This window comes from Rossellomorea aquimaris, assembly GCF_001877785.1.
Classification (GTDB): Bacteria; Bacillota; Bacilli; order Bacillales; family Bacillaceae_B; genus Rossellomorea; species Rossellomorea aquimaris_A.
The window spans coordinates 97,341-115,561 of the sequence record NZ_MINN01000106.1 but is presented as its reverse complement, the minus strand read 5'-3'; the positions used below and the strand labels follow the sequence as shown (position 1 = coordinate 115,561).

Sequence of the window (18,221 nt, the reverse complement as noted above, 5' to 3'; positions counted from 1 at the left end):
TAGATTTATAGAGCAAATTTTTTTACGGAAGAACCGCTTCTTCCCGGAGATCCACAATCCGGATTGCCTTCCCTTCCGACCTCGGTATTTCCTTTGGCGCCCTCACTCTTATATCCATGGAGACAAGGCATCCGTTTTTCATCGCCCGTTTTACTTTTGTAATCAGTTCACCGACTTTTTCATGTCCGAAATTTCCTGAAACCATCTCATAATATTCCGGGCTGACTTCCACATGAAGCTCTACTGTATCTAGAGCTCCCTTTTTCTTCAGGTGAAGCTGATAATGGGGAGCAAGTTCCTTCAACCCAAAAAGGTGATGCTCCATTTCAGAAGGAAAGACATTCACGCCCCTGATGATGAGCATGTCATCGACGCGTCCCTTCACCCTGGACATCTTGACAGTCGTCCTTCCGCATGCGCATGTCCCGCGCTGGATGGACGCGATGTCCCCTGTCCGGTAGCGGATGATGGGGAATGCTTCCTTCGTCAGGCTTGTGAATACAAGTTCCCCTGCTTCTCCGTCAGCAACAGGTTCAAGTGTATCCGGGTTGATGACTTCGACCAGGAAATGATCCTCTGCAATATGAAGGCCGTCCTGCGCTTCGGGACACTCCATGGCGACCCCGGGGCCGATGACCTCGCTCAGTCCGTAAATATCACAGGCTTTTATGTGAAGGATCTCTTCGAGTGTCTCCCTCATCTTTTCGGACCAGGGCTCAGCTCCGAAGATCCCGACTTGGAGTGAAAGCCCTGCCGGATTTTTCCCCTGCGATTCAATCGTCTCCGCCAGGTTCAATACATAAGAAGGGGTGCCGCATATGACGGTAGGCTTGAAATCCTCGATCAAGGTGATCTGCCTATCCATATTCCCTCCCGAAACCGGCACGGTGATCATCCCGAGTTTCTCACTACCGTAATGAAGGCCGAGGCCTCCTGTAAACAATCCATATCCATAAGCATTATGGAGTACGCTGCCGGGTCTGCCCCCGGCCATCGCGATCGCCCGTGCGACGATATCACCCCACATGTCGATATCCTTCTGCGTATAACCGACCACTGTCGGCTTCCCGCTCGTCCCCGAAGAAGCGTGAACTCTCACCAACTCTTTCTGTCCCACCGCGAACATCCCGAAAGGATAGTGATCACGCAGATCCTTCTTCGTTGTAAGCGGTAACATTTTTAAGTCCTCTAAAGACCGGATATCTTCCGGGTGGATGTCCTTTGCTTCGAAGTGGTCCCTGTAAAAAGGTACGGAATGATAAACCAGGCTGGCAGTCTTGCGGAGACGCTCCAGCTGCAGGCTTTCCATCTGATCTCGACCGGCCGTTTCAATCTCATGCAGAATCAATATCCAAGCCTCCCCTTATGTAAAACTATAATCATATAACGTTATTAATTCGTTTATAAAAATAAGTGTTATATTCAACTACTCAAAAGATAACGTCTTTACTGGAAAATGTCAATATATTTTCAGAAAATTAAAACACACCTATCTTAGGAGGCCTTCCTCCAATTTATGGGCGGTATTTTAATCTTATGGGCGATATTTTTGATATAAGGGCGAAATATTAATTTTATGGGCGGGATTCCTGATATAAGGGCGGAATCTGAAATATATGGGCAAAGTCCCTATTCCCACGTCAAAACCAGACACACTCTCGAAGCACAAAAAAATGCCCCCTGCCAAAAGGGAGCATTCTTCATCTCTTATTAAAACAATTTCGTCGTCCAGGATTCGCAATTCCATACTTCAGTCGCGACATCGTTATAAAATTCGGGTTCGTGGCTGATCAATAGGACGCTGCCTTTGTATTCCTTCAACGCGCGCTTCAGCTCTTCTTTCGCTTCGACATCAAGGTGGTTTGTAGGTTCGTCAAAAACAAGGACGTTGCTTTCTTTATTCATCAGTTTGCAGAGGCGCACCTTCGCTTTTTCCCCTCCGCTCAGCACTTCGACCTTGCTTTCGATATGCTTGGTGGTCAGGCCGCATTTTGCAAGGGCCGCACGGACTTCAGCCTGATTGAAGGACGGGAACTCATTCCACACTTCTTCAATGCAGGTGTTGTAGTTCTGGGTCTTGATTTCCTGCTCGAAGTAGCCGATATGCAGGTAGTCCCCAAGTTCGACTGAACCAGAGATCGGACGGATTTCCCCCAAAATGCTTCTTAACAGCGTCGTCTTACCGATTCCGTTTGCACCGGACAGTGCAATCTTCTGTCCGCGCTCCATTTTCAAATTGAGCGGCTTGGAAAGCGGCGTATCGTACCCGATGACCAAATCTTTCGTTTCGAAAATGACGCGGCCGGCCGTTCTCGCCATCTTGAAATTGAACTCAGGCTTCGGCTTTTCGGCCGCAAGTTCAATGACGTCCATCTTATCAAGCTTTTTCTGACGGGACATTGCCATATTCCGGGTTGATACACGGGCTTTATTGCGTGCCACGAAATCCTTCAGATCCTTCATTTCCTGCTGCTGCTTTTTATAAGCGGCTTCCAGCTGCTGTTTCTTCATTTCATGAACTTTCTTGAATTCATGATAATCGCCGGCATAGCGGTTCAACTCCTGATTTTCCATATGGTAGATCAGATTGATGACGCTGTTCAGAAACGGGATATCATGCGAGATCAGGATAAAAGCATTTTCATATTCCTGGAGATATCTCTTCAGCCATTCGATATGCTGCTCATCAAGATAGTTTGTCGGCTCATCCAGAAGCAGGATATCAGGCTTTTCGAGTAAAAGCTTGGCCAACAGGACCTTTGTTCTCTGCCCGCCGCTCAGATCATGGACATCCTTGTCTAAACCGATATCATCAAGACCGAGCCCGCGTCCGATTTCTTCCACCTTCGCGTCGATGATGTAGAAATCATTATTCGTCAATGCGTCCTGAAGCGTGCCGGTCTCTTCAAGCAGTTCTTCCAACTCTTCCGGGGAGGCATCCCCCATCTTCCCGAATAATTCATTCATTTCAGCTTCCATATCAAACAGATACTGAAATGCCGTTTTCAATACATCGCGGATCGTCATCCCCTGTTTGAGCTGGGCATGCTGATCGAGATAGCCAATGCGGATACGCTTTGCCCATTCGACTTTTCCTTCGTCCGGCTCAAGCTTGCCCGTGATGATATTCATGAAGGTCGATTTACCTTCGCCGTTCGCACCGATCAATCCAATGTGCTCCCCTTTTAACAGGCGGAACGATACATCATTGAAAATCGCACGGTCACCGAAACCGTGGGTTAAATTCTTTACAGATAATAAACTCATATATGACTACACCTTTTCTATATAAACTAATATTTTTTAAAATAGACACTTCCTCTATTATAAAGGTCCGGCCGTTTAGAAGATAGAGGAAAATCGTGACTCAGGAGGGATTTATGCCGCTATCCGATGGCACCCTCCACCGGATAATCGGCTGGATCGAGTTCCGTTTCCTCCCCCATGACAAGTTTGGCGAGCTCCGAGCCCAGGAATGGTCCGGAAGTCAGCCCGGATGCACCCAGTCCGTTCGCTGTAAATACTCCTTCGAGACCTGGTACGGCGCCGAATACCGGCAGGAAGCCCGGAGTGAACGGACGGAATCCGACCCTTGTTTCCACAACCGCACAATCGGCTGTACGAGGGGCGGTTTCAATCGCTTTATGAAGGACTTCATGCACCCCTCCCGCTGTCACGCTGAAGTCAAAACCCGCTTCATCTTCGTGGGTCGCACCCGCCACCACTTTGCCTTCAGGGAACCCGAGGAGATATTGGCTGCCCGGCGGCATGACGACCGGCCAAGAGCCGCTTTCTTCGTCTCTGGCTTTCAAATGGAGGATCTGTGCTTTTTGCGCGGAAACGAGGAAATCAATTCCCGCTTCTGCGAACAGCTGCTTTGCCCATACACCTGCAGTCACGATGATTTTATCGGCTTTTATTGTTTCTTCACCGATCTTCACACCGACAGCCCGGTTTTGTTCTGTTAAAAGAGACGCATTTCCATTATGGACGGTCACACTGCTTTTTTCTGCAGCACGGATCAGCGCATGACAAATCGCCCTCCCGTCCACTCTAGCAGCACCGCTGACAAAAACGGAGGAGAATTTCCCCGACAACAATGGGAAGCGTTTTTGTGTTTCGGAAGGGTTCAGCTTGATAATATCGCCAATTTCAGGCGCGTCCTCCCTGCGTTTCAACGCACGTTCGATCATCTTGTCAATCTTACCCTCGTCTGTGTGAAGACTGAGCGCCCCCACCCGTTTGTAACCTGTTTCCGTTTCGCCCATTTCCTCAAGCTCCCGAATCAGCCCTGGATAGTATCCCGCCCCGGAACTTGCAAGCCGGTACCATATTTTATTCCGCCTCTGCGACAGCCACGGGCAGACTATTCCCGCGGCTGCATCCGTAGCCTGTCCCTTTTCATTCCTGTCCACGAGCGTGACCCGTGCCCCTCTTTTACCAAGATGATAGGCTGTGGAAGCGCCGAGGATGCCTGCGCCGATGACAATGATTTTTTCCATTTAAAACACCTTTTCCGATCATATTTTTCATTTAGATTCTGTTAGCTATTGTACAAGAGAAAGAAGCCCGATACAATTACACGCAGGTGAGGGATGTAATCCTTTACACGAAGTACATACAAAATTTGTATTTTCGAAATTTATTGACAAGTTGTTTCGTTTCATGATAAAACTTGAATAACCTAATATTGAACAAGCTTTGAAGGAAACTAGTAGCGATCATTTCCCTGTGACAGAGAGCCGGTGGTTGGTGGAAACCGGTACAAAGATGGGTAGCGAATTTCGATTCTGGAGCTTCTTTTGACGAGATCAAAAGACGGCACAGCCGTTATTTTACTGAAGTGATGAGAATATTTTCTCATAACTAGGGTGGTACCGCGATATTCAATCGTCCCTACGATACGTAGGGGCGATTTTTTTATGTCTTTATGCGGAACACTACTAAAAGCGGAAGCGCCTTGTTCAGCCCCGACAAGCGTTGGAGGGCCGAACATTGAAGTCGTTCTTTGACTTCAGTGGGCGGACCGAAACGTCTCGAGGGGCTAGGCGCTGGAGCTGGCCAATTCTCAAATGTAAGGATTAATTTAATCAAATCAGAACAGAAAGGAGATTGTATATGAGTCAACGTGAACAATGGTCATCAAAATTTGGATTCATCCTTGCCGCGGCAGGGTCGGCAATCGGCCTCGGGGCCATCTGGAAATTCCCTTACACAGCAGGTCAAAATGGAGGCGGAGCTTTTTTCCTGATCTTTATACTTTTTACCTTACTTCTCGGCCTTCCACTACTGCTCGCGGAGTTCTCCATCGGACGGACTGCCCAGAGCAATGCGGTTGATTCTTATAAAAAAATAGCCCCGGGTACGAAGTGGCACTGGGTAGGGATCCTCGGGATGGTTACATCTTTCATCCTTTTATCTTTCTACAGTGTCATCGGGGGATGGATCGTTGCCTATTTATTCAAAGCCGTTACTGGAGAGATGAACGGCCTTAGTTCAGAACAGTATGGCGAGCTTTTCGGCGCCACGATCTCTAATCCGGGATTGAGCATATTGGTTCAATTCATCTTTATCATTATGACGATTTTAGTCGTTGCAAAAGGCGTTCAGGAAGGAATCGAACGAGCCAGCAAGATCATGATGCCGGCACTTTTCGTCCTGTTCATCATCCTGGTGATCCGTGCCGTCACGCTTGATGGCGCGATGGAAGGGATTTCGTTCCTTCTCCAGCCCGACTTTTCCAAAGTGACGTCGCAAACGATCCTGGAAGCAATGGGCCAGTCATTCTTTACACTGAGCGTCGGGGTTTCGGTGATGGTCACCTACAGTTCTTACCTGCCGAAAGATCAAAGTCTGCCGCGTTCAGCGGGTTCGATTGTGGCGATGAACATCTTCATCGTCCTGCTTGCCGGCCTGGCCGTTTTCCCGGCTGTGTTCGCATTCGGGCTTGAACCGGGGGCAGGACCTGTCCTGTTATTCAACGTACTGCCGACCATCTTTAATCAACTGCCGTTCGGGATGCTTTTCTTTATCTCTTTTCTCGTGCTCTTTTTGTTTGCAGCCCTGACATCTGCCTTCTCGATGCTTGAAATCATCGTTTCGGCCATTTCCAAAGGGGAACCGGCACTGAGGAAAAAATGGTCATGGATCATCGGATTGGCGATTTTCGTATTCGGTATTCCTTCTGCCTTATCATACGGTGTACTTGGGGATGTCATCATTTTCGGGAAGACGATTTTCGATTTGGCTGATTTTACAGTGAGCAACGTACTCCTGCCGATCGGTTCCCTGCTCATCGCCATCTTCATCCCCCTTAAGATGAAAAAGACCGCGCTGTATGAAGAACTGAAGCGAGGCAGCTCGTTGAAGAGAGGGTTGTTCGAGACGTGGTATTTCCTGATCCGTTTCGTCGCCCCGATCTTGATCATTGCCGTCATGCTTGATGTACTTGGGGTTTTATAGAGTAGACTTATTCTGAATAACGTTTGAATCCACCCACGACAAAAAGAGGTTGGGACAAAACTTAAAATCCAATGTCTATAGACGAACATTGTAGAGTAGACTCTAAACAACGCTAATGATTTCCGTGCAAGACTACGCTTTCCGCGGGTAGCCCGTGAGCCTCCTCGGCAAGCCTGCGGGGTCTCACATAAGCTACTCTTCCCGCAGGAGTCTTCGTCTTGCACTCCAATCAACCGCTGAATGAGCTAAAACCTAAATGAATAATTAAGAAATTAAAAACCCGAACAAATTTGCCTTAGACAAATTAGTTCGGGTTTTACTTATACTAAATAACTTTTGTCCCAGCATCTTCTTTTTCAGGAGAATTCATTTCATAAATACTCTACAGGGGGACGCTTTTATGTTCATTATTGGACCGTATTGAATATACGTTAAACACGATTCAAATGAGTGTCTTTAAAGTTTGTTGGATATTTTAACCCATACCCAATCATCCTATCCATTCCTATATGGGATGACCATATCAAACCAATTGCTAATACTGCTGGGCTTGATAGCAGCAGTCCAATGAAAATAACTCCTATAGATAGAATGTATGTATGAAATAAGTTATAGAGTATGGACCCAGCTTTATTATTTAGTAAATAACCAAGCATTGAAATGTCTGGTGCAAACAACAAAATTATAAATAATCCCCAACTGAATTGACTATTCCAATAAAAATAAAGACTTAATAGTAAAACCACAAACCCTTCTAAATGCAAAAGAATTTTATTCAATCCACTACCCCCGATAATCTCTTTATATTATTATAAATTCACCATGGAAATTCAGCAACGAAGTTGGGAATAACCTTTACATATCAATAAAAAAATCAAGTATAAATAACAAAAATTTTATACTCGATTTCTTAAGCTGATTCTACTGCTGTTTCTTCATGTTTCTGAACTGCTTACTTTAAGGTCAGCCTCATTCACATCCCATATTTCATGATCACGCCGCACGCCAGCCTCTTACCTGCATCGCCTGACGGCTGTGACTGATAATCATCCGGATGCTGGTGGATGATGACGCCTTTCCCTATGACATCTTCCACTCTGAACCTGTTGGTGAAGAAGGACATTTTGCTGTACCCGTCGTTGGAGAACAGGACCGGGAAATCACCAGCGTGGTTTCCATGCGGCTGGTTATCAGGATTCCAATGCCCGCCTGCAGATTGAAATGGATCTTCCTTGTCTCCGATTTCACAGACCCCTTTTTCATGGAGGTGAAAGCCATGCGGCCCTACAGGTTTTTTATCCCCGCTGCCTTGTTGATAATGAGGCAGCCCGTGCACCTCTATGTAAACTTCCACTCCATTCGGTACTTCCCTGAAGAAGACATAACCGTTTATCTTCGGAGCAAGAGGGCCTCCCTGAATCATGGCGTATGCCATCGCGGGAATATTCCTGTAAGGATAATATGAATAGGCAGGATAGCCGTATTGATAATAATTCATTGATACCGCCTCCTTCTCTGTGCTTCATAACCACTTTATGAAGAGAAAAGGACGTTCATGACAAATTCATTCAAACGTTTGTTTAAACTTGAATAGCCCTTATTCATCAACACTTACGGGGTTTAATCAAACGTTTGTTTAAAGTCTGCCATCATATTTAGAGCCTGTCTGTAATTCCAGCAAATGGTTTTATTTTCCTATTACCAATTACACTGGAAAACTCGTCCGAAAAATGTTATATTTTCAGAAACTTCAGATTCTTTAACTCCATGTATACTACCATTTTCGGGAGGGATTGATATGCAAGGTGAAATCAGGTTAATTCCATATTTCATGGAAGAAAAATTGGCTGATGCGAATGAGATTCCCAAAGGCATTGATTTAATCCAAGCTCCAACCTTATGGAAAAATGGTTATAAAGGAAAAGGCATTACGGTTGCGGTCCTCGATACGGGTTGTGACGTTGACCATCCCGATCTCAAAGGAAAAGTAATAGGCGTCAGGAATTTCACCGATGATGATGACGGAGATGAGGACAATGTGACGGATTACAGCGGTCATGGTACCCATGTTTCCGGAACCATCGCAGCGAATGAAGATGGAAACGGGGTCATCGGGGTCGCTCCGCTTGCAGAACTGCTTGTCATAAAAGTACTGGCAGGAAGCCGCGGGAGCGGGGAATACGATTGGATCGTGAATGGCATCCAATATGCGATCGATCAAGGTGCAAATATCATCTCCATGTCCCTCGGCGGTCCGTCAGATTACAAACCTCTGCATGAAGTGATACAAAAAGCTGTTGCGTCCGGCATATCAGTCGTTTGTGCAGCTGGAAATGAAGGCGATTCAAACAGTTCGACTGACGAATTCTCCTATCCGGCTTCCTATAATGAAGTCATTGCAGTCGGAGCAATCGACCTGCAGCGGAACTCTTCCTACTTCACCAATTCTAATAACGAAGTGGACCTGGTTGCCCCCGGCGAGAAAATATTATCCACGATACCTGGTGACAAATACGCCAAGCTGAGCGGAACTTCCATGTCTGCTCCCCATGTTTCCGGTGCTCTTGCCCTTATTAAACAATATGAACAGGCAGCTTTTGAGAGACCGCTGACTGAACCGGAGCTTTATGCACAGCTCATAAAACGGACAGTGCCGCTGAACTTCCCAAAGACACTCGAAGGAAACGGGCTGCTGTATTTGACTGCTCCGGATCTCTTAAAGGAACATATACGGAATCAGCCTTTGGCACAGATCGGATAATGTCCGGAAAAAAACAAAACAGGACCGCACGCTGCGGCCCTGTTTTTTAATATGAACTATTGAAGTCTGCTTTCAACTTGCTGACAAACTTCATCAGCACTCATCCCGCTTGCTTCAATGACTGATCCTTGAGTGACTGCGTTCTGGATGCCCATCACGTTGGAGTCAATTCCAGTCACAACACAACAGTCACACCCCTGTACATCTGATTCCTGTTTCAGTTCAACAACGTCATGTCCTTTTGCACGCAAAGCTTCCACAACATTTGTTAAAGATTCTTCAACACCAATTCTTCTTGCCATCTCAAACTACCTCCATTTTTTATCAAGCTCCGGCGGCACCCCGCCTCCGCTTTCATATTTCTAACATTAGGATTTTCCTTCCGCCAAAAAGATATTCATCAAACTTCCGAAGATTTTGCGGGTTACTATCACCGCTGTTGATTTCCGTACAAGACTTCGCTTTCCTCGGGCAGCCAGTGAGCCTTTAATTTTTAGTCCTTGCTTTACCGCGATTGATTTCCGTGCAAAACTTCGCTTTCCGCGGGCGGTTGGTGAGCCTCCTCGGCTTCGCCTGCGGGGTCTCACCTAACACGCTTCTCCCGCAGGAGTCTTCATTTTGCACTCCAATCAATCGCTGGAACCGGTTTTCAGTTGGATAATTCAATCCTAAGATGATGAATTATTACGTATTTCCAATTCTTCTACATAGGTCTCAATAGCAGCTGGGGAGCCCAGTTTATTTTTTCCAGAGAATTATAAGTAATAACCACCAGTTACTTAATAGTAAAAAAGTTGATTGTAGTTATCCACTTTTTAAAAAACCGGAGTGGATTGGAGCGGAAGGCACTTGACTCCGACGGGAAATAGAGGAAATGTTGAGACTTGTCCTGCTACAGGGCTTAGAGGCACATGTCATAAGTCAAACCGGCCAAGAAGGCAAAGAACGCCTTCGTGACCGATTCGCCTTATGCCACAAGCCTCTGACCAAAGCCCTTCCGCTTTTCGAATTGTCCAGCTCCGGCGGCTAGCCCCTCGAGGTCATAAGTTAAATGGCCCAAGAAGGCAAAGAACGCCTTCCCGGTCCATTCATCTTATGCTTGTCGGGCCTGAACGAGCCGCCTGCGCATTTCGTCCCGCAGACGGAACGTCGAGGAGGCTCAACTTCCTCCCCGCGGAAAGCAAGTGCCTGCAGCGGAAAGAAACGGACTATGCCAATCTAAAAACATGTTTAGAAACACTAATCAAAGACAAAATAACAACGAGTGTTCAAATCCAATTGGATATGTTTACTTGCCGGCTCTCCGGGTAAATACTCTATATAAACAATTAACAAAAGGGTGGTAACATAATGGATGCAAAGAAAAAAGAATTAATCGATGGATTAAACGAAGACTTGGCTAACGAATATGCAGCAGTCATTCTCTACACCAACTATGCTGCAGTCGTCAGCGGACTTTATCGTCAGATATTGAAACCTTTCTTCGAAGAGGAAATCCCTGATGAACAAGGTCACGCTTTATACTTAGCAGAAAAAATCAAAACATTAGGCGGAGATCCGACAACGACTCCCGCTCCTGTCAAACAGACAGATGACGTGAAAGAAATGCTTGTGGAAGGCCGCAAAGCGGAAGCTGACACAATTGAACGCTACAAAATACGCAAAGAGCAGGCTGAGGAGCTAGGCTTGACGGAGCTTGTCATCAAGCTTGAGGATATGATCGCGGATGAAACGCATCACCTTGAAGAATTTGACCGTCTGCTGAAAGATCCTTCTTTCAGTTAAATTATAAAAATAAGGAAAGACCGTATTTGACCGGTCTTTCCTTATTTTTTTATGACTTCGAATGGTGTCCACTCGTCAGGCAGGAGGGCTTTATACTTCGGTGTCAAATAACGGTCATCGATCAGCCTCAGAACCCCATGGTCTTTTTCAGAGCGAATCAGCCTCCCACCTGACTGGAACACCTTGTTTAATCCAGGATAAATGTACGTATAATCAAACCCGTTCTTTCCTTCTTCCTCGTAAAATTCTTTCATCATATCCTGTTCCAATCCGGGCTGAGGCAGCCCCACACCCACAACAATCACTCCATTCAATCGATCACCTTTCAAGTCGATGCCTTCAGAAAAAATCCCTCCCAGTACACCGAGTCCGATCACTCTCTTCTCCCGGTCTGCCTGATAACACTGCAGGAATTCTTCCCTCTCTTCTTCACTCATATTGGATTCCTGAATGCGAATTTCTGCATGAAGCGAAAGCTCCTTTAACTCCTCATATACTTCCCTCATATAGGCATACGAGGAAAAGAACACAAGGAAATTCCCTTTGTTATGCAGGATACAATCGGCTATCGATTGGACGATTCTCGGCAATGTGCGCTCTCTGTCCCTGTAACGTGTCGATATCGGATCGATTTCCACTTTCCATTGGTCCTTTTCAAAAGGCGAAGGAATGAGGAAGCGGTAATCTTCCTCACTTCCCCCCAGCTGCTGAAAGTAATAAGAAAACGGATGAAGGGTGGCTGAAAAGAAGACGGAGGAGTGATAGGGCTTTTTTACATCGGATATCAACCTGGAAGGATTGATGCAGGAGAGCTTCACAGTCAGATCCTTCCCTTGCGAATCAAGGACAAATCGGTGTTCTCCGCCGTACATCCTGGATATCCTCACATAGTGAAGGGAATCAAAGTATAACTGCAGAAAACTCTGGGACCACTCTTTTCCTGTCTCTCCCAAACACTTTTCTGCCGTTTCCACAAAAGCTTCTACTTCCTCCAGAAGCTCCTGATTCATGTCTTTTTTCCATTCGCCTTTTCCTTGCATTTCTTTTCTTAGTGAAAGGAACTGTTTATTAACATCCTGAATACTTTTCTTTAGAGCCCCGTGTTCCGGGTGCAGATTTTTCACTTCAAGGAATGTGGCCTTACTCAACGCTGCCGAAAACATCTCCCTCCCCCTGTTTAAGAGATTATGCGATTCATCAATTAAAAGAACAGTCCTCTTCCTGCTTTCATCGCTTAATCTTTTCAACGATACTTTCGGGTCGAACACATAGTTGTAATCACAGATTACCCCGTCGGCTAAATAAGAAAGGTCGATTGAAAATTCAAAAGGACATACCTTATGTTTACGTGCATACTGCTCAATGATCTCGCGGGTCATGACCGTTTCTTGATTCAGAATATCCAGGAGAGCGCCATTAATTCGATCATAATAGCCATTCGCAAACTCACAATACTTCTTTTGACAATTGGTTTCTTCCTTGAAACAGATTTTATCTTTAGCGGTAATCGTGACGGAAGTTTGCCGGAGTCCTTTATCCTCAAGAAGGGATAGCGCTTCCTCTGCCACCGTCCGGGTAATCGTTTTTGCCGTCAGATAGAACCATTTTTCCGGTCCGTCGCCTTTCATCCCTTTGATTGTTGGAAAAAGGGTGGATATCGTCTTTCCGGTGCCGGTCGGTGCGTTTGCATAAAGTGTTTTCTCATCACCGATTGTTTTATAGACGGCACCGGCGAGCTGCTTCTGCCCTTTTCTGAAATAGGGGAAAGGAAAGGAAACATTAGAGACGCTTTCCCTGAATCTTATTCTGTTCTGCATCATCACTTTTGCGAATGGGGTAAATGCATTGAGCGTATTTCGGACGATATCTTCAAGATCGATGAAGCTATACGTCCTTTCAAGGATTTTTACTTGCTCTGTATCGACTTGTATATATGTGAGTTGAACATCGACGGAGTTGAGGTTTCTGTCCCTGGCCAGCAAATAGGCATAGCACTCTGCCTGGGCCCAATGGACACGAGCCCCCCCCTCGATATCCGAAAGGTCTTTTGCGGTAGATTTTATTTCATCAATCTTCACTTTTTCTTCCTTATATAAAATCCCGTCACACCGGCCTTCCAGGATGAAAGTAAGCTCATCTGACATGATTTCACCCTTTAGGAATACTTCCTTCTCATCGCCGTCTTTGTACCCTTTCTGCAGAAGCTGATGAAGTCTCGTGCCAATCGTCATTGAAGAACGGGCCTGGAATTTCAAATCGATGCTTCCTTCTCTATAGACGAACTCCACCAGTTCCCTGACGGACACCTTCACTTTTTCCACAACGTCTCACCACGGCCTTCATTAAATTATGCTTCTAACTTATTAGGACAACTCATATCGTTGATAATAGATACATTTTCGATCGAACGGAGGAAAATAGAATGAAAGTAAGATTCACCTTTTACTGCATCGGACTCCTATGCCTTTCCTTTGGGGTCTCACTCATCATAAAAGGAAACCTTGGAGCAGCTCCATGGGATGCACTGGCCGTAGGGGAGTCTTACTTGTTTCATCTCAGTATCGGGACATGCATCTTTATGAATGGCTGCATTCTGATTGTCATCAATGCGCTGTTGTTAAAGAAAAGAATTGAATGGCCCGCTGCCCTGTCCATATTTCTTATAGGTATGATGGTGGACTTTTGGATTAAAACCGGTCTATCACAAGTTGAGCCTGCAGGCTTTACTCAGCAGCTGTCATTCGTTCTCGCCGGCATATTGATCCTCGGCTTCGGCATTTCCATCTACCTGCAGGCAAAGCTCCCTTCCAGTCCGATGGATACGTTTATGATTGCTATCCACCGCCGCTTCGGCCTCAATCTCCGTAATGCACGCCTGCTGAACGAAGCCATTGCCATCACGCTCGCCATGGTCTTTCACGGAGCAGTCGGACCCGGTACGGTCATCGTTGCCTGTACGCTCGGATTCATCATTCATTTCTTCTATCCTATCATGGAACATATGTACGGTAAATACACTGCGTAAAAAGGACGATTCTTCTATAAAAGAATCGTCCCTTTTTTCAGCTTACTTTCCCTTTATATTTCAATTCTGCCGGTTTAAGGTCATTGTAATACCCGGCCAGGATTTTTTCGATATCTTTAATGCTGTCCTGAACGGAGACCCGTTCTCCTTTCACCTTCGTGAATTCTTCTGCGACATAAAACGGCTGACTGAGATATGCTTCGAGTCTTTCCCCGATCGTGTACAGTTCAAGGTCCGCTTCCGGCAGCTTTTCTTTGCCAAGGGAATTTAACAGGACCCGGATTTCCTTATAGCGCCTGAGCAGTTTTTTTGCTTTGCGATTCACTGTACTGTGGCGGTCCTCCAATGAGTCCTCTTCCACCAATAAAGATGTCGACTGTACAGGATGGATAGCTGGATAGATGCCCCTGCTCGCCAGGTCGATATCGAAATAACACATCGTATCAAGCGGGCCGTATGGGTCCTCTTCATCCACTGCAGTTCCGCTTGGGTCGAACAGGATTGTCGTGATATCAGGATGGCCCTCCGCTTCAAACCGTTCCCTCAACTGATATAGGTCTCCGGAAACCACAAATGAGCGGTCCACCTGCAGGATGATCTTTTCCTTCTCATCCCTCAATGAAACCTCGGCAAATGCATCCTCGATGGAATGCACTTTTGCATCAATAAACCCTTCAAGATCGCTCAACCCTGTGAATTCTTTATCTGGTGCCCACAGGATGGTCTCAAAACCTTTTTCTTTTAAGTTTTGAGTGATTTCTGCCAATACAACAAGCTGCCCCACCTGTGCCCTCGCAACAAAACCGTTGATCCCTCCTTTTACGATTGGAGCAAATAAATCCACTGACTTGATTCCCGTTTCAATCATACTTAATTTCCCTCCTTGAATAATCAATTCATCCAGAGAACAATTTGCAAGATTGGCCAGCGTCACCAGCGTTCTCACTTCTGCACGGCCGACGGATATTTTGCCCGTGCAAAGATTTGATACTGTCGCGGGTCTAAGACCCACCGCTTTCGCAGCTGTAGTCAAATTCGGGACTCTGCGGCGAAGCAATGAAACATTCAATGATAATTGATTTTGCATATGAAAGCGCCTCCTTACTTTATAGAGTAATGTATATTACGCTTTAATACAATATAAATTTCCTTTTAAAGTAAATTTTTTACGTTCAAAAGAATTTAAGTTCACATAATTGCTACAAATATCCTTTTTCATCTTCTCCAGCTCCCTCTTGACTCCTCTTCCCTGATTCGGAAGTCCCTTTAGAAAATTAAAAGAAAAACCATTCATGTCCAGGCCCCTTCCTTAATAGATATTAAGGAAGAAGAATTCACACGAACTACTACAATAAAGGATGACTGTCTATGAATAACCTTAAACCGAGCCCATCGCACCTTATACGCACCAAACCTTTTTTCTGGATTTTGCTTATCATATTTATCGGGATATTCTTCTGCATCGCTTATTTCCTGCCGGCAGATAAAGGACAAACCCTTCCTTTCTTTCAAAATGAGCATACAAAACCGATTGTGATCGCACATCAGGGCGGCAAGCTGCTTGCACCCGGAAATACAATAGAAGCATTCCGGAACGCGGAAAAGCTTGGCGTTGATGTGATTGAAATGGATATACATATTACCAGGGACGGGCATCTTGTGACCATTCATGATCCAACAGTAGATGCCACCACCGACGGCCGGGGGCAGGTTGCTGACTACACCTTGGAAGAACTTCAGCGCCTGGACGCAGGATATACGTTTAAAAATGCCGAAAGAGAATATTCTTTTCGTGGTAAAGGCGTCTATATCCCCACCCTTGAAGAAGTATTCCAGCGTTTCCCCCATATGAAGATGAATATCGAGATCAAAGATGACAATCCTCCAGAAAGACTGGATGAAATCATCCGGAATCTGCTGGGGCTGATCAAAGAATATGATATGGAAAATAACGTTCTGATCGCTTCATTCGATCAAAGCATCATCGACCGGTTCACTCTTGCTTCCGGAGGCAGGATTGCCGTCCAGGCAGGCACTCAGGAAGTGAAAAAATTTGTTATCCTGCACAAGCTTTTATTGAGGAATCTTTACAAACCAAAAGTACACGGGTTCCAGCTGCCGCTGCAAAAAGGGAAAATCGATTTTACAGATCCGGTTCTCATCAGCGGAGCTCAACGATTAAACCTGCCTGTCCATTATTGGACCGTGAATGACCGTCAGACGATGCAGCGCCTGATTGACGCCGGCGCTGATGGAATCATAACCGACAGGCCGGACCTGCTGTTGAAACTGCTGGATAACTAGTTCATTTTAAATAGGTAAAAAAGATTCATTTTTCCTTCGACATTTCACAACATTTTTTGAGTGTCGTGCTAAATTAATTATTATACTTGTACAATAACTTTAAAATTTATTAGTTCTTTATACCTATATAAGTATCACCCTTAGTCTGTTAGGGTGAAGGTAAGTCAAATCAACGAAAGTAGAATAAAGATGACAGTAAATGTGTTTCTAGATGACTATCGACACTGTCCACAAGGTTACATTCTCGCAAAAGACATCGATGAATGTATAGACCTTCTCAAGAGATTTCCCATCTCTCATCTTTCATTGGATCATGACTTGGAGAGCAAGACGAGAAATGGTCTCATGCTCGTGCACTACATGGTTAAGTATCAATTGTTCGCTGAATCCATCACGATTCACTCGGCAAACTCTGTAGCCGGAAAACAAATGTTCACGTATTTGAAAGAGGCTCAGAGTGAAAACCTGATGCCCCGGTCGATCCATGTCAGATTACGGCCGTTACCTCTTAGATAATTTCATATAAAGGAACTGTTCATTACGGGCAGTTCTTTTTTGTTTTAGCTCTTTTTGCATACTTTGCAGCTATTCAGACAAGAAAATACCGGCACTTGGGTATTTTCGGGTTGTCCGTCTGTCTCTAGTATAATCTTGAGTTCGAAAAGAGCCCATCTCCACGCTGCATTCAGGTTACAAGCCTATTACGGAAAGCAACAATCTTTAGAAAACAGCCTTGCTTTTAGCTTTTTTCATTTCGTCACTATTTTCTTTATAATGTAGATAGGATTGTTTTCTGAAAGGGTAGTCATTATGAATTTTCTTAAACGTTTCAGGTTTGCGGGGGGACGGATTGCGAAGACCGGAATTGCGGTTTTTCTGACGGCCTTTGTCTGCGAACTGTTAAACTGGCCTGCAATGTTCGCCGTCATTACGGCCATTGTGACAATCGAGCCGACGGCAGCCGATTCCATAAAAAAAGCATTTGTCCGATTTCCTGCATCCGCATTGGGTGCCTTATTTGCGGTGATCATTTCCCCGCTTCTCGGAGATCACGCAATCACGTATGCACTGGTTGCCATCCTGACGATCATAACCTGCCACAAGCTTCGTCTTGATGCCGGGATACTTGTGGCTACTTTGACCGGGATAGCCATGATCCCCACGATCCATGATCATTATGTTGCAACTTTCTTTATCAGGCTGGGGACAACCAGTTTGGGGCTCATCGTTTCCACCCTGGTCAATCTGTGGATCCTGCCGCCGAAGTATTCACCGATCATCAGCAGGAATATCCATTACTTATATGTAAAAACGGGGAACATATTAGAAAAAAGAGTGAACGAAGTCCTTAAGGGGAACCACCTGCACCTGGAAACGAAGATGATCTTCACTGACATTACGCGTGAGATCGATAAAACAAATCTTCTGTGTGAATATGAAAAAGAAGAAATGAAGCTCCACCGTTCCAGCCGAAAAGCCCTCCGGAACCACCATTTTCATCTCAAGAAGCTCAACCTGTTAAGGCAGATTCATTTTCATATCGGCAATCTCATCTATCTCCCTGTGCATGATAAGTCTTTTACTCCTACGGAGAAGGATAAGATTCTCCAAGCTGTTCATTCACTCAAGAATATCTTTAATCACCCTACTTATGACATGCAGGATGGACATTTCATCTTGATGAAAGAGTTGCTTCAGGAACTCTGGGAAGACCATGAAGAGCTTCACAGCCGTACCATGGAATCGATCAGGCATTATTTTTCCTGCGAGACAATCTTACTGTATGAACTGCTGTCAATCCATGATTTATTGGAGGAGCTGAATGAACTGCATGTCTTGGAAAAACAGCATGAAAACGTCTTGGTGAAAACACTGCAAGTATAA

At 45.4% G+C, this 18,221-nt stretch carries 15 protein-coding genes, 2 pseudogenes and 1 other annotated feature; of the genes and pseudogenes, 7 read left to right on the top strand and 10 right to left on the bottom strand.

All coding sequences use genetic code 11. The features are described from left to right. Positions 1-22 precede the first annotated feature (22 nt). From BHE18_RS15460 to BHE18_RS15450, 3 genes are all read right to left on the bottom strand, one after another. On the bottom strand, positions 23-1,348 hold the full coding sequence (locus tag BHE18_RS15460) for a phenylacetate--CoA ligase family protein (RefSeq protein ID WP_071619424.1): 1,326 nt from the start codon (positions 1,346-1,348) through the stop codon (positions 23-25). Positions 1,349-1,710: 362 nt separating this feature from the next. Continuing rightward, complete coding sequence (locus tag BHE18_RS15455) at positions 1,711-3,267, bottom strand: ABC-F family ATP-binding cassette domain-containing protein (protein WP_064562519.1); 1,557 nt, start codon at positions 3,265-3,267, stop codon at positions 1,711-1,713. A 119-nt stretch (positions 3,268-3,386) separates the two neighbouring features. Continuing rightward, positions 3,387-4,502 (bottom strand): NAD(P)/FAD-dependent oxidoreductase, encoded by a 1,116-nt coding sequence (locus BHE18_RS15450; protein ID WP_071619423.1) that lies wholly within the window; start codon positions 4,500-4,502, stop codon positions 3,387-3,389. A gap of 190 nt (positions 4,503-4,692) precedes the next feature. Further along, positions 4,693-4,901 (top strand) — a binding site (T-box leader). A 217-nt stretch (positions 4,902-5,118) separates the two neighbouring features. Here BHE18_RS15450 and BHE18_RS15445 point away from each other — a divergent pair. After that, the gene (locus BHE18_RS15445; protein WP_071619422.1) at positions 5,119-6,462 is read left to right on the top strand and encodes a sodium-dependent transporter; all 1,344 of its coding nucleotides are present in this window, start codon (positions 5,119-5,121) and stop codon (positions 6,460-6,462) included. Positions 6,463-6,469: 7 nt separating this feature from the next. Here BHE18_RS15445 and BHE18_RS24000 read toward each other — a convergent pair. From BHE18_RS24000 to BHE18_RS15435, 3 genes and pseudogenes are all read right to left on the bottom strand, one after another. After that, positions 6,470-6,695 (bottom strand): annotated as a pseudogene (locus BHE18_RS24000) (hypothetical protein). A gap of 198 nt (positions 6,696-6,893) precedes the next feature. Then, entirely contained in the window at positions 6,894-7,241 is a 348-nt protein-coding gene (locus BHE18_RS15440; RefSeq protein WP_071619421.1) for a DUF4260 domain-containing protein, read from the bottom strand. A 194-nt stretch (positions 7,242-7,435) separates the two neighbouring features. Further along, positions 7,436-7,960, bottom strand: a complete 525-nt coding sequence (locus BHE18_RS15435) for a superoxide dismutase family protein (protein WP_071619420.1) — start codon at positions 7,958-7,960, stop codon at positions 7,436-7,438. A gap of 300 nt (positions 7,961-8,260) precedes the next feature. On the opposite strand from BHE18_RS15435, the gene BHE18_RS15430 reads away from it, so the two are divergent. Continuing rightward, complete coding sequence (locus tag BHE18_RS15430; RefSeq protein ID WP_071619419.1) at positions 8,261-9,223, top strand: S8 family peptidase; 963 nt, start codon at positions 8,261-8,263, stop codon at positions 9,221-9,223. A gap of 56 nt (positions 9,224-9,279) precedes the next feature. Here BHE18_RS15430 and BHE18_RS15425 read toward each other — a convergent pair whose 3' ends face one another. Together BHE18_RS15425 and BHE18_RS23995 are read right to left on the bottom strand one after the other, a co-directional pair. Continuing rightward, positions 9,280-9,525 (bottom strand): YkuS family protein, encoded by a 246-nt coding sequence (locus tag BHE18_RS15425; RefSeq protein ID WP_071619418.1) that lies wholly within the window; start codon positions 9,523-9,525, stop codon positions 9,280-9,282. Between the two features lie 66 nt (positions 9,526-9,591). Beyond that, positions 9,592-9,856: pseudogene (locus tag BHE18_RS23995) on the bottom strand (hypothetical protein). Positions 9,857-10,573: 717 nt separating this feature from the next. Between BHE18_RS23995 and BHE18_RS15420 the strand changes: the two are divergent. Further along, the gene (locus BHE18_RS15420) at positions 10,574-11,008 is read left to right on the top strand and encodes a ferritin-like domain-containing protein (RefSeq protein ID WP_071619417.1); all 435 of its coding nucleotides are present in this window, start codon (positions 10,574-10,576) and stop codon (positions 11,006-11,008) included. Positions 11,009-11,049: 41 nt separating this feature from the next. Here BHE18_RS15420 and BHE18_RS15415 read toward each other — a convergent pair whose 3' ends face one another. Beyond that, positions 11,050-13,329: an ATP-dependent DNA helicase gene (locus BHE18_RS15415; protein ID WP_071619416.1), complete on the bottom strand. Its 2,280-nt coding sequence runs from the start codon at positions 13,327-13,329 to the stop codon at positions 11,050-11,052. Positions 13,330-13,430: 101 nt separating this feature from the next. On the opposite strand from BHE18_RS15415, the gene BHE18_RS15410 reads away from it, so the two are divergent. Then, positions 13,431-14,033, top strand: a complete 603-nt coding sequence (locus BHE18_RS15410) for a YczE/YyaS/YitT family protein (protein WP_071619415.1) — start codon at positions 13,431-13,433, stop codon at positions 14,031-14,033. 37 nt (positions 14,034-14,070) lie between these two features. On the opposite strand, the gene BHE18_RS15405 is transcribed toward BHE18_RS15410, so the two are convergent. Next, positions 14,071-15,120 (bottom strand): ATP synthase beta subunit C-terminal domain-containing protein, encoded by a 1,050-nt coding sequence (locus BHE18_RS15405; RefSeq protein ID WP_071619414.1) that lies wholly within the window; start codon positions 15,118-15,120, stop codon positions 14,071-14,073. A gap of 281 nt (positions 15,121-15,401) precedes the next feature. On the opposite strand from BHE18_RS15405, the gene BHE18_RS15400 reads away from it, so the two are divergent. The 3 genes from BHE18_RS15400 to BHE18_RS15390 all read left to right on the top strand — a co-directional run bounded on the left by BHE18_RS15400 (position 15,402) and on the right by BHE18_RS15390 (position 18,221). After that, positions 15,402-16,337, top strand: coding sequence for a glycerophosphodiester phosphodiesterase (locus tag BHE18_RS15400; protein ID WP_071619413.1), 936 nt, complete (start codon positions 15,402-15,404; stop codon positions 16,335-16,337). A 189-nt stretch (positions 16,338-16,526) separates the two neighbouring features. Then, on the top strand, positions 16,527-16,853 hold the full coding sequence (locus BHE18_RS15395; RefSeq protein ID WP_071619412.1) for a cyclic-phosphate processing receiver domain-containing protein: 327 nt from the start codon (positions 16,527-16,529) through the stop codon (positions 16,851-16,853). A gap of 294 nt (positions 16,854-17,147) precedes the next feature. Then, complete coding sequence (locus BHE18_RS15390) at positions 17,148-18,221, top strand: aromatic acid exporter family protein (protein WP_071619411.1); 1,074 nt, start codon at positions 17,148-17,150, stop codon at positions 18,219-18,221.

Bases quoted from the DNA above. Each gene is read 5' to 3' on its own strand.
- BHE18_RS15455 (WP_064562519.1), bottom strand. From the start codon at position 3,267: ATGAGTTTATTATCTGTAAAGAATTTAACCCACGGTTTCGGTGACCGT.
- BHE18_RS15450 (WP_071619423.1), bottom strand. From the start codon at position 4,502: ATGGAAAAAATCATTGTCATCGGCGCAGGCATCCTCGGCGCTTCCACA.
- BHE18_RS15445 (WP_071619422.1), top strand. From the start codon at position 5,119: ATGAGTCAACGTGAACAATGGTCATCAAAATTTGGATTCATCCTTGCC.
- BHE18_RS15435 (WP_071619420.1), bottom strand. From the start codon at position 7,960: ATGAATTATTATCAATACGGCTATCCTGCCTATTCATATTATCCTTAC.
- BHE18_RS15430 (WP_071619419.1), top strand. From the start codon at position 8,261: ATGCAAGGTGAAATCAGGTTAATTCCATATTTCATGGAAGAAAAATTG.
- BHE18_RS15425 (WP_071619418.1), bottom strand. From the start codon at position 9,525: ATGGCAAGAAGAATTGGTGTTGAAGAATCTTTAACAAATGTTGTGGAA.
- BHE18_RS15420 (WP_071619417.1), top strand. From the start codon at position 10,574: ATGGATGCAAAGAAAAAAGAATTAATCGATGGATTAAACGAAGACTTG.
- BHE18_RS15410 (WP_071619415.1), top strand. From the start codon at position 13,431: ATGAAAGTAAGATTCACCTTTTACTGCATCGGACTCCTATGCCTTTCC.
- BHE18_RS15405 (WP_071619414.1), bottom strand. From the start codon at position 15,120: ATGCAAAATCAATTATCATTGAATGTTTCATTGCTTCGCCGCAGAGTC.
- BHE18_RS15400 (WP_071619413.1), top strand. From the start codon at position 15,402: ATGAATAACCTTAAACCGAGCCCATCGCACCTTATACGCACCAAACCT.
- BHE18_RS15395 (WP_071619412.1), top strand. From the start codon at position 16,527: ATGACAGTAAATGTGTTTCTAGATGACTATCGACACTGTCCACAAGGT.
- BHE18_RS15390 (WP_071619411.1), top strand. From the start codon at position 17,148: ATGAATTTTCTTAAACGTTTCAGGTTTGCGGGGGGACGGATTGCGAAG.